The following is a 15,986-nucleotide window of genomic DNA, read 5'->3' on the forward strand; positions in this document are numbered from 1 at the left end:
CTCTAGCGTCACTCACACTTAAATACTTAATGACTAAGCATATGGTGAGCAGACTGCATTACTTTTCAAGACGGATCACCCGCACGATACTGTTCCAATAGGGCACAGGGTAAAGCATGGAAAGATAAAGCACCGAGAGATCTGTTAATCTGACTCTTTTCGGGAAACCAGGAACATCTTTATCGCAATGTAACACCGCGTGCGCGCATAAACGACTTCGGATCAATGTCAGTTCCATTCACCCGCACCTCAAAGTGCAGGTGAATACCCGTAGACGTCCCCGTACTGCCGGTACGCGCGATAACTACTCCGGCAGAAACCTGCTAACCCAACACAACGTCAATCCTCAGGACGTGAGAATGACGGGCAACAACCCCTCCGCCATGATCAATATCAACCGCTGCTGCGCAGCAGGGTCTGATCCCCACCACTTGAACGGTACATTTGAGAGGCGCATCGAAGAGGCCCGGGACGATGCACTAGAGGCACGCCCCTCACTCTCCGGCGCCTGTTCTACAAGAGAGGCGTATCGGGTATCGGCATCTTGCAGCTTTGCTTCGGCCTCGTTGAGAATCAGGGCGGTACGCTCCCCTTCTGATTTTGTATGGCAACCTCCCCCTTCAAAGTTTGAACAAGGCTCTCGATCTCGGCTACTTTTGCAGCCGCAGAAGCCTCGCTTGCCTTGGCTTTCTGCACGTCGTTCCAGGTGGGGAGCGCTACGGCCGACGCCAAACCAACACCGCCTACGATGAAAGTGATACCTACAAGCCCTGCAACAAACAGGGCAATAATGCTGTTTCTCGCAAGCTTTCTCTTCACCGACTTTTCCCTCGTAATACGTCTCACTTTACCCAAACTCAATACGCCTAATTACACGCACGGCAAAATTTTATAACGTCTTATAATTACCGCTCTGAGCCAACAGGGGCAAAACCTCAAGGAAATATCCAACAAAAGCACAACTTTAAACGTGACCCGACACGGCAATTCCGCATCACAACACCCACCCAAGAGGGTTGCCAATAAAGACACGAAGAAGATCCAAAAGGAGAACACTTTCAAAAAAAATTGTCGCAGATCAGACAGTAAATTTAACAGGTATCCGGGAAACTCTCTCCCCATTCAATTTGATTATTACCAAAGTTTCATCGTAAGCTTACTTCTCGGTAGTCATAAGCGTCTAAAAGCGCCGCGGCCCCATCGTTTAGCGGCCTAGGACACCGCCCTTTCACGGCGGCAGCACGGGTTCGAATCCCGTTGGGGTCACAATAGTGGCTACCGAGTATAATTACACAATATGGCCCTGTAGCGCAGTTGGTTAGCGCGCCGCCCTGTCACGGCGGAGGTCGCGGGTTCAAGTCCCGTCAGGGTCGCCAAGAGCGAGAAACCCTTCCCTAGGAAGGGTTTCTCGCCTTGCAGAGTGTTTTTACACACTCTGGGCTCTGTAGCTCAGTTGGTAGAGCGTTCGACTGAAAATCGAAAGGTCACGGGATCGATGCCCGTCGGAGCCACTGGACCCTCACGTAGCTTCTACATCGTGGGGGTTCTTTTGATTTCCGCCCCAAAAAGGGCTCGGGCTTACCACCCCAAAAGGCCGCTGACCCACGTTTGATTGCTTGACGGGTTTGTTGCGAAGTAGCGAAACCTCATCAAGGGCCATCCTCAAAAAGACCTGCATACCTGCTTCGGGTCATGGCAGACTTCATGCCAATCAACCACTCTCAGATTTCGGCCCTCTCGCCCATACCTCGCCATCGACAAAAACCATATCACCGGGCTTGCGTCCAGCACTCTGCTTGCGCAGCAGGCCGACAAGATAGGTAGGAAACGGCACGCTCCGGTACTCATAATTCTCAGAGGCGCCCCTAGAAACGTCACTACCACCCATCTGAGCCTTTCTTCTCAACACCGAAACGACAGCGCTCAAGATCAACGTACGCGCGCGGAGTCCAACCAGCTCCCCTAACGCATGGCGGCTCAGGGCAGTATACAGCGGATGAGCGTGGCTTTCAAAACCGTGCCGAGCGTGTGAGACCGGAGACAGTTCTTCACCCTAGAGGCGATGAGTAATTTATGGGTCTTCCTGCATAAATTCTTGCTGCGCCTCAAAATTCTCGATGCGAAGAGCGGCTTCTGCTGTCCAAGCAGAACCACCGCTGGCCTCGGTCTCCACATTAGCGGCGCGGGCAAGAGGCACAACATTACTCCCCCTTGCCGCATGAATGCCTGCCAAAAACGACCCCGGGTCAATTTCCAGAACGACACAAATTCTATCTATATCGGTAAGCGTGAAGGCAGCTTCTTTACGAAGCCTTATACCCATGTAGTTATTGGATCTCTTTATACGCCTCGCCAGCTCTCTCGCGGACATCTCTCGGGAATCAATGAGGTTCTGAATTCCGTCCGCCACGGCAGACGCAAACTCGCTAACGGGCGGTTCGGGTTCTCTCGGGGCCATACCCCAAGTGTACCTATTAGAGTCCAAATCTGTCCACCCCTGCATACTTTTACTCTTGAGGTGAAGGAAAATAGACTTGACATTGAACCTAAATAGGTTCAATATGGAAATATGGAGATGAACTTGAGGCAGCGGGTCGCGGCCGAGCTTCGCGCCGAGATGGGGTTCCAAAAATTGTCAATCAATGACCTGGGAACCCACCTTGGGGTGGGGTATAAGGCTGCAAAACGTCGTTACGACGGAAACCAAGAGCTTTCCCTGGATGAACTTGAGTCCGCTTCTACCTGGCTTGACTGCTCTATAGCGCAGCTCACCACAGGGAACCGCGATCGCGACGCATCGCCAATTGTCTCGAAACCAATGAAAAGGCTCGGCACTAACGCATCGGGCCAGACACGCCCCTTGAAAGAAGGCTAATCATGTCCGCTGCTACTTTACCTATATCTCGCCCCTCTGATCCAGGGACGAGCAACCAGGCTCCGTCCGAGCCTGTCATAACAGAGCTCCAAGGGAAGGTGATGCAGCTCTTTATAACACGCTCCTTTGGCATGACTGATTCAGAACTGGGACAGCTTTTTGTAAAAACACATCCCGAGTGCCGCATCCACCCAGACACCCCGCGGAAGCGCCGAAGCGAGCTTACAAACCTCGGATTGCTCCGCGATTCAGGCGCTCGCCGCAAAAATCAGTATGGAAAAAACGAGACTGTTTGGGGGGTCGTAACATGAACCCCCGCTACTTGCGAAAGCTCGATTGGAAACCCTTGGGAAGACCTCTGCCCTTCTATTGCCCAGACATGATGAAACATCTGCTCCCTCAGGAGCTTCAATCTCGCCTCTCACGGTGGTGGTATTCGTGGAGTTAAATGCACTAGGGGTTAGCTACAGCGCTGTCTAAAACAAGTCGCTAGGTGAAGATAAGCAAATGGGTGAAGACACTTAAGCCAAGAGGCCCCATTCATATCCCCGAATCGACAGGGGCGACCACATCTGCGCAGAGACAAAGGCCCTATGGCACCCCTTTGACACTTTCCCTCCTCAACCAACTCCATCGAGCTCTTATTAGGGCGAAATGCTTACACAGGTTGCAATGGTGTGCCGTTTCCCAACGGGGTCAGTAAATTCTCAGCTCGTGGTGCGCTCACAGATCGGCCACAGGCACAGGGCAAAAGCCCTTCTCATAAATACATACGTTTCGTGAGCCGTGAGGACGCACCTTGAGGGTGTGGCGGGCGGCACCCACTAGCTGGGTCAGGCAGAGGACATCCCCCAAGACCACGAAATGATTTAAATCTATGGCCCGGCATGTCCCGGTGACCATACACGCGATGAACGTACGGGTTTTCTGGGTTCGATACCCAGCGTCGCACAGCGATACAAGTGAGAGGCCTACCAATCGGCGGGACCTCATTAGAAAGGTACATAAAATGAACGCAAGGATAAGGCCCCAAGATGCCCGCACGGGTAAGGGCATTCCCACAGATGGGAAAGATCCTCGTGAGCTCCCTTTTCTGACGGAGTACACGGCGCGGCACAATCAAGACTCTCTGTCCGACTTACCGAGAGATTTTTCCCCGACAGAAGAAAGATGTCTTTCTCCTCGCTCGTTTTCGAGATACGGATGGGTGGCAATATGAGCACCTGCCGTTACTACGCCCCCACCCGTGGCGGCATGAGGAACATTAAAAACCTGCTACCCGCCTCGCTATCATCACCCCGCCTAAGACCCGCAAAAACGTAAACGGTGACTACTGACCGACGAGCGACGGAGAGAAATCATGGAACCAATTTTTAAGAATAAGGAGAAAAATATCAATGGCAAAAGACGACCGGCTCTATGGACGCTTTACCCTTGACTTTGCTGACAGTCCCAAAATTGCGCCGTTATCAGATGGTGCCTTTCGGGCGCTTGTAGAGATGGCACTTTATTCTCGGCGAATGCTGTCCGATGGTTTTATATCAGAGCGAGTAGCTGGCAAATTTTGGCAGGTGTCAGACGTTGACGAGCTGTGTAGTAACGACCCTGAACGCCCATCTTTACAACGAGTTTCCGGGGGTTTTATGATCCATGACTTTTCGGAACATCAAACAACTAAGGCAGACATTGAGGCAAAGCGGGAAGCGGGACGCAAAGGCGGGCTGGCAAAAGCTAGCAGGAATATAGCACTAGCTACAGATGTGCTCCAGCAAAAATCTAACGCTACCCTAGCTAAGACAGAGACAGAGACAATAACTACTTCTAACGAAGTAGTTAATAACCCTCCTACCCCCTTAGGTAAGGGAGGTCGAAAAACGTCATCCTCCCACGGAGAACGACTCTCCGAGACGTGGAAACCGAGCGACGATTCCATCGCCGCAATCACATCCGAGCACCCCGGGTTTGACTACCAGTCCGAACACAAAGTTTTTGCTGACTATTGGGCCAGCGTGCCGGGGCAAAAGGGTAAAAAACTCAGCTGGGACTCCACCTGGCGCAACTGGATGCGCCGTGCCGCGCGGCAATCATATTCTCCATCACGGGCACCCCTGCGGAGAATCACAAATGCCGAAACCGCCTTGCAGCAGCATCACAAGCTATTTGGAGGTGACAGTTATGACGAAGGAAGAGATTTCGCGGCTCCTCGTGCGAGCGTCGGCAATTGATAATCGCCAGGTCACACCCCTCGCGATTGAAGCGTGGTGGGAGGTTCTTGAACAAGTCGACTACGGCGACGCGGTGGAGGCACTGAGGCGCTTTCGACAGGCATCGGACGCATGGCTACAGCCCGCCCACATCATGGCTGGCGTTCGGGCCTTGTGGTCAGAGCACGCCAGGGCTAGGCGAATAGCAGCATCACGTGAACCGGCACCTCTCATACCGCTCTCGACAAAGCCGCCTAATTGGCGGGAAATGTACGAGGCGGCGAGACGCGGGGTTGATCCAAACGGATAACCTCGCATTATTTTTATCCGCTCACCCCAAGAACACGGGGGGTAATCTGCTCGGCAACCTCATCACAGCGCAGTCTGAACATTTTTGATACAGCAAGCACATCGCCGCACGATTATCGATCACAAGAACCGCTGCGCCGCCTCACACAAAACACTTACTCATCACAAATGGCCAATTCGCAACATTTTTAGAAATATTAGGAAGCTAGGCAAGCAATAAATGACAGGCAAAAATAAAGGCATCTCACTCATTACCGGGGACGCGGTATACACCCCACCTCCGCTCAGAGGGGACCCACACAACACAGACCATATCTGCGGTCGATGCCGAACCCCCTGGGGGCGTAGTGCCCTTACGTGCCCGGCGGAGGCCGAGGTAATAACCACCAAGATCGACCCGATCTTTCCCACACTGACCCGAGCCATGGCCGCGCACAAGAGGCACGCTGAGCATACAGAGGAGAGCGGAAATGAGTGACAGCGTTTTGTGTGCTCGTCACTGTGGCGGGTACGCGACGGAGGGTCTGCTCTGCCGCACATGTTGGGGCCGTATTCTCTGGCAACTAGACCATCTCCCCGCACTGACCGGACAGATCAGAGATCAGATCACACCGAGGATCACCAGTCGAGTGAATGAGCCGGTGAGCGGTACGAAAGAAAATCCTCTACCGTTCCGCCTACAGGCTATGGAGGACTCGTCCAGCCTCTTCTCTCAGCTCTGCGATTGGGCTGTTTATTGGGCTGGTGCTATGGGTATCCGCCCTGCCTGGCCTCTGGTAAAGCTCGCAGAACGACAGCAGGACGCTCAGGGCATCCCCACAGCATGGGACGGACAAAAAACTGCAGAGATCGCGGGCGAGATCGCGCGATGGCTCGTCGCTCACCATCCCAGTATTGTCTACCTGCCCGCCGCCGTCGCCTACCACGATGACCTGGTTGATTTAATGCGCCGCTACGGTAGGCGCTACCAGGGCACCAGACGATTACGGAAACGCATGTGCGTAATCTGCCTGAGCTACCGGGTGACAGCGGTTACCGCACCCGGCGGCAAGATTGCGGTGCAGTGCGAGAAATGCGGGGCGGATTACCCCATGGAGGAGGCGATAGGAGAACTCTATGACCAGATGGTTAACGCTACACCAGGCAGGACGCTTAGTGGGACGCAGCAAACGGACGATGCGTTACTGGGTGGCCTCGGGGATGCCCACCAAGCGCCGTGAAGACGGTGTACACCTGGTACGAGAGGACGTAGCACTAGCAACGCTACGCGCCAAGACGCTTGCTAATCCGGTGCATCAGTGGAGGCTCAGACAGGCTCTATACGAAAAAGAGGAGACGTATAAATAAAAGTTGAATGTGCTTAATATCGGCCCACCCGTCTACACTGAGGCAACCCTCCAGGGAGCCAAAAGACCTGCACGACACGCCCGAGAACGAAGCTACTTGACGAGGGAGTGTTTGCACCCCGTAACGTTATAAGTGGGCAAGTGTGAGGGACACCGCAGGATTACTCGTTTCTGAGAGCCATCCCGCGTCGCTCCAGTCATTGCATCAGGCGTCTAAGTCCTTGGAGGCTGCTTCCCCTGCATTGTCGCTACGATTCGGGCGGCTACTGCGGGCGGGGCTGCTTCGGGGACGGCCACCTTGTCGTCTGTAACAGATTCTCTCTGAGTGCACCACCCGGGCAGTCAGACCTTGTCCGTATACGACACCTCATCAATCAACCATCACACAGAAAGGGGCCGTCCTTATGGGAGCTCCAAATGCAAAAAATGTCGCGGTCGGTAAGCCGCAAGCTAAAGGTGCGATCTTCGTAGCCCCCGACGGAACAGCTGTTCCCACTGACGCGATAGCCCCCCTGAGCCCATCATTCGCGGGCCTGGGGTATATCCATACTGACGGGCTAAACAACTCCATTACCACTGAAAACACGAGTGTGCTCGCCTGGGGAGGTGACGAAGTTCTCAATGAACGCACTAGTCGATCTGAGACGTTCTCTTTCCAGGCAATCGAGAACAGCGTGGAGGTCATGAAACAGGTTTTCGGCCCTGAAAACGTGACCGGAACCGGCAACACAATCACGGTCAGGCACAACAACAAAGAATTCCCCGAGCATGTTTACGTGTTTGAGCTTGGTCTTGGCCCCGACCGCGTGCGTCGCATCGTCGTGCCTCGCGCAAAAGTCACCGAGGTGGGCGAAATGATCTACATCGATGGCGAGCCGATTGGGTACCCGATCACGCTGTCAGCTCTTCCCGATGCGAATGGAGACACGGCCATTGTGTACGATGCCGCCGTAATCGCAGTCGCCCCCGAGGGCGAAAGCTCCTAACCCACTGACCGGTGGGGTGAGGCAATACCGCCGTGCCCACCTCACCCCACCACCCTTTCCTGTTATCACTGGGCGCGGCACCCACGTCACACTATTGAGAGGCACAGCCATGACATTCGTCGTACCAAAGCACGCACCGACCGCAGCGCCGTTTGAGGTTAAACTCCCCTCCCGCAAGACACCGATCGCTATCGCATCCGCTGAGGACGTGCTGACCGGAGAAACCATGGCCCAGATGAGCGCCGGTGATTTCTCGTTTTTCTACGATCTTTTTGACGAAAAAGACAGGGCCGCGGTACGCGCTCTTCACATCAAAACCCAACTTGTACCCTTGGTTAAGGCGTGGAGCGGTGACGAGGGAAAATCAGACAGCTAGCCTACCTCCTAGCAACATACCCCACAGAGGTAGAGTACGAACTCATAAAAGCCCGGGGACGCATCCGATATATTGGAACCCCCGGTTTCTCGTGGCATGATGCCTGGGTAATATGCGTCATGTGCTCTGAGGAGTCTGCGCTGTATAGCAAGCTCGCTGACAGTGAGGGGTGGACGCGCAGCCAACATCTGCTGGCTCTCATTTTCGATGCGATCCAGTACAACACCTTCTCGCGCCATGCTAAACGCGGTGCGCGCAAACCCGACCCGATGCCACGCCCGGGCGTTACAAGCCCTCACGAAAAAACTACGGTGCGCTCAGTAGCAATGACCTCCGAGGACTATGACAATTTCCTCGCGAGACCGCGCCACACACTCACTACCTAGCCCCACCCCGAGTGGGGCTCTTTTACACCCACGGGGGATGATCGATGTCTACAAAAATCGCAGCGGCCTATATTCCTGTGGTCCCCTCTATGAAGGGTGTCGCATCCACAGTCACCCGTGAGCTGAGTCGTATCAATACCACTGCAATCGGCCGCAAAATGGGTAAACAACTCAGTCGGGGTATTGGACAATCACTGAAAGGTGTTGGGAAGATTCTCTCAGACACCGGCAGTGAGGTCACCAGCAAGATAACAAAACCTGCGCTTGCGGCAGGGAAGGCAGTGGCCACGATCGCTGAAGGACTCAGCCTCAAAAGCCTCGTTGACATTGATAACGCCCGGGAAAAGCTCACCGGTCTTGGACATGATGCTGCCACTGTACAGCGCATCATGGACAACGCTCTTGCTTCTGTCCAAGGGACCAGCTTCGGAGTCGGAGAGGCGGCTAGTGCTGCGGCTGGCGCTGTGGCCGCAGGAATTACGCCGGGACAAGACCTCGCTCGAATTTTGATGCTTACCGCGGATGCGGCAATTATCGCCGGAACCGACCTGGCATCGATGGGATTGGTCTTCAACCAGGTTGCAGCCTCGAGCGCTCTTCTGGGCAATGCAATGAGTCAACTACAGGACGAGGGTATCCCAGTCCTACAATTTGTGGCGAAAGAAATGGGAGTTACCGCTGGGGAAGCTCGAAGGCTCGCATCTGAGGGTGCGGTCTCCTTCGAAATTTTTGCTAGCGCAATGGAGAATGGGCTTGGTGGTGCAGCCCTCGCAGCGGGCGATACCTTTATCAGTGCCTTCACAAGCATGATTGCCGCTGTTGATCAGATTGGAGTAGCCCTTCTCTCAGGAGTATTCCCACAAATTCGCGATGGCTTTACAACTATCGCCTCCGCGATGGAGCAACCCGAAGCTCAGGCAAAAGTCTGGGGTGGTTCGCTTGGCGAAACCCTCTTCACAGTGATAGGTCATATCCAAACTGTCATTTCATGGTGGAAAACCCTGTTCACCGTGATCGGTGATATCCAAACTGTCATTTCGTGGTGGCAAACCCTCTCCGCTGGAATACAGGACTCAATCGGCAAAACCACCGCAGCACTGGGAACAGTGGCTGGAGCCATCGGACCGGTTGTGAACGAGACCGGAGCGCTTACCAGCGGCCTCGGGGCTGCCTCTACCGCGTTCAAACCGGGACCAACCACGGGCGCGCTCTCAATGCTCCTCAGCCCTATCGGGCTTGCAGTGGGTGCCTTTGCGGGTCTCATTGCGCTCTCACCAGAGCTTCAATCCTCCTTGGGAGTGGTCTTTGGCATGCTCGGGGAAGTTTTTGCAGAAATTGGGCAGTATCTGGGGCCCATTATTGCTGATATTGGCTCAACCCTGATGCCCATAATAAATCAACTCGGCAAGGCCGTGGGGGATCTCATTGTGGCTTTTATGCCCTTGATTGTCGAAGTTTTTGCTGCGCTCGGCCCGATTATCGGGGTGATCGTGCAGGTTCTCGGAGAACTGCTGGCAGCCCTGATTCCGGTAGCAACCGAAATCGTAGCTTCGGTCACACCCATCGTGACGCAGCTTGTCGGAGCTTTTCTGCCTCTGATCCCGGTTATTGGCGACCTCGCAGTACAGCTCGTTGGCGCACTCGTGCCCATCATTCAGCAACTCGCGCCCGTCATCATGCAAGTAATCGAAGCGTTTCTGCCCCTTCTCGGGGTAATTATGGAGCCGCTCATTGAGCTGGTGGCAGCGCTGATCCCAGCTATCGTACCTCTCATTGGTGTCTTTATGGAATTACTGGATCCCATTCTGGCGCTCCTGACACCACTGCTTGATTTGGTCGGTCCTGTTCTGGGGGTTCTCGCCCCGTTAATCACGGCACTCATCGGTACTGCGCTCGGACCTCTCCAGACTGCGTTTCAAGCCATCGTGCCGATCATTGACGCGGTTGTGAACATGTTTGGCACTAACCTCAAAACCGCAGTGGAAAGCATCACAAAGGTTTTGGGCGGCATTATCGAGTTCATCACCGGGGTTTTCACCGGTGATTGGGCGCGTGCGTGGGGCGGGATTGTCGGTATCGTCACAGGACTGTGGGAGGGGGTCACCGGCATCATCAAGAATGTCATCAATGGGATCATCGACGCTGTTAACGGGATGATCGGTGGCATTAACGACATGATCGGTGGCATCGGCGATGTGATCGGCATCAAAGTGAAAATCGGAAAAATCCCACGCATGGCCCAGGGCGGAACGGTACTACCAACACCGGGCGGAACACTAGCTGTTTTGGCTGAGGCAGGACGAGCCGAGACAGTGGTTGATACCGGAAAAATGAACGCACTGATGGATATGGTGCTACAGCGCAGAGGAGACCCCGGGGAGCAATCCGTTGTGGTCAATCAGCATATTACGACAGTGCAGGATGACCCACGTATTCAAATGCGTATGTGGGGCAGAGAGGCAGGACGGGCGGTGAGAAGCATATGACCACAATCATTGAGCTTGATAATCTGATATTCCCGGAAAAACCCGTGGACAATCACGGATGGTTTTTCAACAACCTGATTGATTGGTACAGCCTATCCTCAGATAAAAACGACCTGGTGGAACGCAAGCGGAGGCATGGAGCATTTCGCACATCGAAATCTTTTCGTGCCTCTGCCGCTCCCAGTTTCCAGGCGGGGTATCGGGGTAAGAACGAGGCGGAGCTTTTAGCCGCCACCGAGAAGATCACCGGGATCGGGGCTGAGGGTCCGGTAGTGATGCGTGTCACTAACGCCCTCGGAACCACAGAGCGGATCGTCTCGGTACGCGTTGTGGACGTGCAAGACCATCACGGGAAGACCTGGAACTATTTTTCGGTCGATTGTCTCGCCCGTGATCCGCGCCGCTACTCTGTGGGTGACGACTGGGTGGCCACTCGCCCCGCACGGGACGGCACCGGCCTGGTGTGGCCCGCTGTATGGCCTGCACAGTGGCCCGGGGATGGCGGATCAGACGGGCGCATTGTACTCACCAACCGGGGCACGAAACCCTCTAGTCCCGTTTTTCGGGTGTATGGTGCGGTGACCGCTGCCACTCTGGTTCATGTCGAGTCTCAGAGCCGCGTAGGGCTGGAATTTCCCATTGACGCGGGGCGATATGTGGAGTTTGATTTCGCGCGACGTACCGCCCATCTGGACGGCGAAGCGGATATCTCCCGGTACCTGACCGATCGCGAATGGTGGGAAATCGGCGGTGGAGAAACCGTTTCTATTCAGTTTGAAGTCGAGGGCGGCGCAGGCGATCCCTGGGCAGCAGGCTTAGTCAGGAGCGCATGGTGACAACCTGGTACATTTTTGAAACCCTCACGGGCCGTATTCTCGCAGAGTTTGAGCCGGTTACTGGTTCCTGGTCGGCGCGTATTAACGAGCCGGAGACGGTCGACGTCACAATCGATTTGTCATCGCCGGACGAGGCGGGAAGAGACTGGCGAAATCTCGCGACTCCCTGGAAACACGCGTTAGCGATGGAAGAGTCTGGCAGGTGGTTTGGAGGGCCGATCCAGCCCCATGATTACGAAGCTGACGAAGCTCGACTCTCGGTCACTGCACGAGGAATTCGATCAATTTTTAAAAAACGTTATGCACTGCCACCAGCAGCACTCACCCAACCCCTCGTAGGGTCGGATGGTGTGCCGAATGCTGCAATGGACACAAATCTTGCCGGGCTGGACCTAGGGTCTATCGGCATGCGGATCGTGCAGCAGGCGTGTGAATGGCCCGCATCGAATTTCCCGATAGTATTTCCGCCCGCTCGAAAAGGAACGCGCGTGAGAAACTATACGGCCGTGAAATTCCCGAACATCAGTGACACCCTCGATAGCCTTTCTGACGTAATCAACGGCCCAGATTTTTCTTTTGGGTTACGTCGCAAATCGTCCACTCATCTCGAGTGGGTTTTTGAATCCGGCACTGAGGAAAATCCCCGCCTGATTTCACCCGAGGTTTTCACCTGGGATATCTCGGCAGAGGACTCGGCAGGGTCGGCCCCCACCATACTCACCGACCCCACTAACATGGCCTCACTGTCCTGGGCGACCGGAGGGAAAGGCTCGAATGAAGATAACAGCGTTTTAGTGTCGCGGCAGTACGACCCAGCCCTCATTGACGCAGGGATGCCACTCCTAGAAACTCTAGACACCTCTCGCACAAGCGTATCTGAACAAGAAACGCTCGACGGTTGGGCCGCTGAACCGCTACGCACAGGCAAGACACCAGCCCAGTTTTGGGCTTTTAAAGCCTCCCTGCTGCTGCCTCCGTTTTTATCGGAGTACCGAATAGGGGATATGTGCGAGATCGTGCTTCAGGATGATCTTTTTATCCCGGATGGGATCTATCGCCGCCGCATCGTAGAGATGTCTGGAGACGAAGCTGGGGAATGGGTTACGATCACCTGCGGGGAGGCGTACGATGGCTGATCCAAGACCACCGAGAGAAGACTACCAATTTTTGGCGGATCAGCTCGCCGGATTGCGACGTGAAATCGCGTCAGGTCAGGAAGCGGACGGGCAGCAGCTTGCTCAGAGCTTGAAAAAGCTCCGTGAGCAGGTTGCGGCACAGGCCACGGTTATTGAGACGCTGACCGCCATCGCCGATTCGAAATACGCTGAATTTACCACCCATGTAGGGGGGTTTGTAGGGTGGGCAGACTCGGTATCTGTTGCTCTGACCTCTCCCACGGGCCGTATTGAAATCCACTGGGGTGGGGCGCTCAATGGCGGGGAAGGCTATTTTTGCTACAGCGTGAGAGGTGACCGGTCGGGCACGATTGTCTCACGTGAGAGTCTCCTACAAAACCCCGCGCGGCGTGTAGCGGTGACAGGTGGCGCGAGCTTTGCGCCGTCAGGGTCGGCAGCGGCGATAGTGGATGTTCCACGGGGTGAGTCTCTCACTGTCCAGCTACATTTGTGCTCAAGTCTTAGCTTTACAACATTTTTTGGCGGCTGGGTTTTAGCCCGTGTCGCACCCTAATGAGGAGGTAAAAATTGGTAATTAGGAATTCTTTTCCGACGGGACTCCCCACCGGATTACCGGTGCTGGATACCCGGCAGGCTCTCGCTGGTCTGATCGCGCGAGACACACAGGGCAGAGTCCGTGCCGGGGTGCTCCCGGTGCACCTCAATGCCTTGGTAACGGGGCGATCGACGATGGCCTACAGTGTCGCTGATATGACCCTAGTGACCTCCCGTGTTGCGGGCGGGTCGGAGCTATGGCGGGTAGACGGCACCGAAGTTGTCACTACAACCGCAGCCCCGACCGCAAACGCGCGGCTGGATGTTATCTATGCCCGCGCAAGGTTTTCGTCCAGTGCCGATACGTCAAACGCCCCGGAATTGGGGGTAGCACAGGGCACGGTTGCACCGATAAATTCCCTAGTAAAACCTGCGATCCCACCGGGTGCGGTAGAACTGGCGATGGCTCAGGTGTCAGCAGGGGCTACCTCGACACAGGGTACAGGTGTCGTGATCACTCAAAGCGCTCCGTATACATCTACGGCGGGTGGCGTAGTGATTGTGCGTACAGCTATGGAACTAGCGGCGTGGTCACCCCCGGAGGGGTCGCTAGCGTACTGTATCGCTGATACGAGCACCTATCGGCGCGCATCTGGGGTATGGAACCCAGTATTTCATGAGCGCGAGATCACGATCACGCCCCACGCCTACTACAACCTCCACGAGGGGGTATACCGGGCATCTGCCTACACAGACGGGCCACGCGTGTACCTGGAAGGTTTGGTACGAAACTCAATTGTTCTCACCGTAAATGCTGGTGCGCGGTATGCGCTCGCTACGATCCCAGCGGCTGATGCTCCCGCAAGAACCTTGCGATTTGGCACATCATCCCGAGAAACCGCGTTCGCTATGATCGAGGTGACTACCACAGGCGAGATTTCATACTGGCTTGAGACGGGATTTACAACAGCCTCAGTAGGGGTTTTTCACATCAGTCTATCCGGCATTAGTTGGAGACGAAAGCGATAGTAATCTAAATAATATTATCTAGCGCAATCTATAAAACTGTGACATAGGCAAACGCTCGGAGCCGCAGAGGCACAAAGCCCACCACGCTTATACTTCACGTCGCGTGCCTGATTCTGCCAGTCTACACTCGTTCTTAATAACCCGGCGGACGGGGTGTGCTCACACTTCATTTTGACGGTGACGCACGGCCTGAGTGAGGTGTCTGAGTGGGGTCAGGTGACTCTCTGGCAGCAGGTCGGAGAACCCCAAAATCTTGAGTACAGGATGATTATTTGGGCGATGACCCCCACGACGGTAACAGCGTGACTTTATCGCACAGGCGCTACAGGATATCGCAGAAACCACCCGCTAAATTTTTATCTCTTAATCGGCAAAAGAATGGAAATATTATGGTTTTTTCGCATCTCGCTACACGAACCGCACCCTCGCAGAAACATAGTACTCGCACAAAATCCATATCACGGATGATTGTACATCACACGGCGGGCGGCACAAACGAGGGCAACATCGCACTACTATCCACGGACGCGCGCCAGGTGTCCGCAAATTACTGTTTACTCACCACGGGCCAACTCGTTGGTATCGTACCCGAGGAGCGCAGAGCCTGGACGAGCGGATCGGATGCCGCCGATTCACCGTCAATCACCATCGAGACGGTCAACACGGGCGGGGAAGCCGCTGGGTGGCCGGTATCAGACGTGCAGATCGAGATGTTGGCGCACCTCGCAGCAGACCTCTCTACCCGCTACCAGTGGGGGCCACTGGATCGAAACCGCATTATCGGGCACCGCCAAGTGGCAGCGACAGCATGCCCGGGACCGTATCTATATCCGCGTTTAGAGCAGATTGTGACACGAGCAAATTACATTTTACACAACACTGGCACAACGCCAGCTATACCGGGAATAGGAGACAGAGAAATGATACGAATTCAGTCACCAGGCCGCGGCTTCGCGATTATCGGCGCAGGCTATGTCCGACAGCTCACCACACAGGAGGAGGTCGAGAACGCCGAGGCGCTTGTAACACGGAGACTAGTAGGCAGCGATCGCGAGTTTGACCTCTGGGTTAGCATAGCGAACGGCGGCAAGAGTGCGGCCTCATAGGGGAAGGTCTGATGGTTGATTCTCAGTCTGGTTTTGGTCACGTCGTCACGCTCGGAGATATCTACCAACAAGGCCAGCAAACCGAGCGTCGCCTCGATCGTCTAGAGGCTGCGGTCGAGGCTCTAGCACGGGTCGATGAGCGAATGGATGCCCATAGTGCACGCATCCGCATATTGGAAACCCGCATCACCGAGCAGGCTCGTGACACCGAGGATATCGGGCACCTGCGCCAAGCCCTGACGGATCAGGCCGAGGAAACCCGCCGCCTCTCCGTCCTCGTACACCGCATGGCCTGGATGCCTGTAGCAGGCATGGCCATAATCACCTCCGTAGGCGGCGTGGTCATCACACGCGTACTCGGCTAACAATGAGGAAGA

At 55.0% G+C, this 15,986-nt stretch carries 15 protein-coding genes, 3 tRNA genes and 1 pseudogene; 16 read left to right on the forward strand and 3 right to left on the reverse strand.

The window, feature by feature from the left end; genetic code table 11:
• Positions 1 to 179: 179 nt before the first annotated feature.
• Positions 180 to 311: pseudogene (locus FrondiHNR_RS10195) on the reverse strand (peptidoglycan DD-metalloendopeptidase family protein); the annotation flags it as partial.
• Between the two features lie 262 nt (positions 312 to 573).
• Complete coding sequence (locus FrondiHNR_RS10200) at positions 574 to 819, reverse strand: hypothetical protein (RefSeq protein WP_279352665.1); 246 nt, start codon at positions 817 to 819, stop codon at positions 574 to 576.
• Positions 820 to 1,193: 374 nt separating this feature from the next.
• Between FrondiHNR_RS10200 and FrondiHNR_RS10205 the strand changes: the two genes are divergently transcribed.
• The 3 genes from FrondiHNR_RS10205 (at position 1,194) to FrondiHNR_RS10215 (ending at position 1,511) form a co-directional block, all read left to right on the forward strand.
• Positions 1,194 to 1,266: transfer RNA gene (locus tag FrondiHNR_RS10205), tRNA-Glu, on the forward strand.
• Between the two features lie 33 nt (positions 1,267 to 1,299).
• Positions 1,300 to 1,376, forward strand: a tRNA-Asp gene (locus FrondiHNR_RS10210).
• Between the two features lie 62 nt (positions 1,377 to 1,438).
• Positions 1,439 to 1,511 (forward strand) — tRNA-Phe (locus tag FrondiHNR_RS10215).
• Positions 1,512 to 2,071: 560 nt separating this feature from the next.
• Here FrondiHNR_RS10215 and FrondiHNR_RS10220 read toward each other — a convergent pair.
• Complete coding sequence (locus FrondiHNR_RS10220) at positions 2,072 to 2,458, reverse strand: helix-turn-helix transcriptional regulator (protein ID WP_279352666.1); 387 nt, start codon at positions 2,456 to 2,458, stop codon at positions 2,072 to 2,074.
• A gap of 117 nt (positions 2,459 to 2,575) precedes the next feature.
• Here FrondiHNR_RS10220 and FrondiHNR_RS10225 point away from each other — a divergent pair, with 117 nt between their 5' ends.
• From FrondiHNR_RS10225 to FrondiHNR_RS10285, 13 genes are all read left to right on the forward strand, one after another.
• A complete protein-coding gene (locus FrondiHNR_RS10225; protein WP_279352667.1) occupies positions 2,576 to 2,875 on the forward strand; it encodes a hypothetical protein in 300 nt (99 codons plus the stop codon).
• A gap of 1,397 nt (positions 2,876 to 4,272) precedes the next feature.
• Positions 4,273 to 5,100, forward strand: coding sequence for a hypothetical protein (locus FrondiHNR_RS10230; protein ID WP_279352668.1), 828 nt, complete (start codon positions 4,273 to 4,275; stop codon positions 5,098 to 5,100).
• Positions 5,051 to 5,389, forward strand: coding sequence for a hypothetical protein (locus tag FrondiHNR_RS10235; RefSeq protein WP_279352669.1), 339 nt, complete (start codon positions 5,051 to 5,053; stop codon positions 5,387 to 5,389). The genes FrondiHNR_RS10230 and FrondiHNR_RS10235 overlap by 50 nt, the downstream gene beginning before the upstream one ends.
• 469 nt (positions 5,390 to 5,858) lie before the next feature.
• Positions 5,859 to 6,608 carry a hypothetical protein gene (locus FrondiHNR_RS10240; protein ID WP_279352670.1) on the forward strand — a complete coding sequence of 250 codons (750 nt, stop codon included), beginning with the start codon at positions 5,859 to 5,861 and terminating at the stop codon, positions 6,606 to 6,608.
• Positions 6,609 to 7,138: 530 nt separating this feature from the next.
• A complete protein-coding gene (locus FrondiHNR_RS10245) occupies positions 7,139 to 7,720 on the forward strand; it encodes a phage tail protein (protein WP_279352671.1) in 582 nt (193 codons plus the stop codon).
• A 109-nt stretch (positions 7,721 to 7,829) separates the two neighbouring features.
• Positions 7,830 to 8,096: a hypothetical protein gene (locus FrondiHNR_RS10250; RefSeq protein ID WP_279352672.1), complete on the forward strand. Its 267-nt coding sequence runs from the start codon at positions 7,830 to 7,832 to the stop codon at positions 8,094 to 8,096.
• Between the two features lie 430 nt (positions 8,097 to 8,526).
• The gene (locus FrondiHNR_RS10255; protein ID WP_279352673.1) at positions 8,527 to 10,968 is read left to right on the forward strand and encodes a tape measure protein; all 2,442 of its coding nucleotides are present in this window, start codon (positions 8,527 to 8,529) and stop codon (positions 10,966 to 10,968) included.
• Positions 10,965 to 11,804 (forward strand): hypothetical protein, encoded by an 840-nt coding sequence (locus tag FrondiHNR_RS10260; protein WP_279352674.1) that lies wholly within the window; start codon positions 10,965 to 10,967, stop codon positions 11,802 to 11,804. The genes FrondiHNR_RS10255 and FrondiHNR_RS10260 overlap by 4 nt, the downstream gene beginning before the upstream one ends.
• Complete coding sequence (locus tag FrondiHNR_RS10265) at positions 11,801 to 12,940, forward strand: hypothetical protein (protein ID WP_279352675.1); 1,140 nt, start codon at positions 11,801 to 11,803, stop codon at positions 12,938 to 12,940. The genes FrondiHNR_RS10260 and FrondiHNR_RS10265 overlap by 4 nt, the downstream gene beginning before the upstream one ends.
• A complete protein-coding gene (locus FrondiHNR_RS10270; RefSeq protein WP_279352676.1) occupies positions 12,933 to 13,493 on the forward strand; it encodes a hypothetical protein in 561 nt (186 codons plus the stop codon). The genes FrondiHNR_RS10265 and FrondiHNR_RS10270 overlap by 8 nt, the downstream gene beginning before the upstream one ends.
• A gap of 14 nt (positions 13,494 to 13,507) precedes the next feature.
• Positions 13,508 to 14,503: a hypothetical protein gene (locus FrondiHNR_RS10275; RefSeq protein ID WP_279352677.1), complete on the forward strand. Its 996-nt coding sequence runs from the start codon at positions 13,508 to 13,510 to the stop codon at positions 14,501 to 14,503.
• A 389-nt stretch (positions 14,504 to 14,892) separates the two neighbouring features.
• Entirely contained in the window at positions 14,893 to 15,609 is a 717-nt protein-coding gene (locus tag FrondiHNR_RS10280) for a peptidoglycan recognition family protein (RefSeq protein ID WP_279352678.1), read from the forward strand.
• 11 nt (positions 15,610 to 15,620) lie between these two features.
• Positions 15,621 to 15,974 (forward strand): hypothetical protein, encoded by a 354-nt coding sequence (locus tag FrondiHNR_RS10285; protein ID WP_279352679.1) that lies wholly within the window; start codon positions 15,621 to 15,623, stop codon positions 15,972 to 15,974.
• Positions 15,975 to 15,986 lie beyond the last annotated feature (12 nt).

It is taken from the genome of Lysinibacter sp. HNR, from assembly GCF_029760935.1.
Classification (GTDB): Bacteria; Actinomycetota; Actinomycetes; order Actinomycetales; family Microbacteriaceae; genus HNR.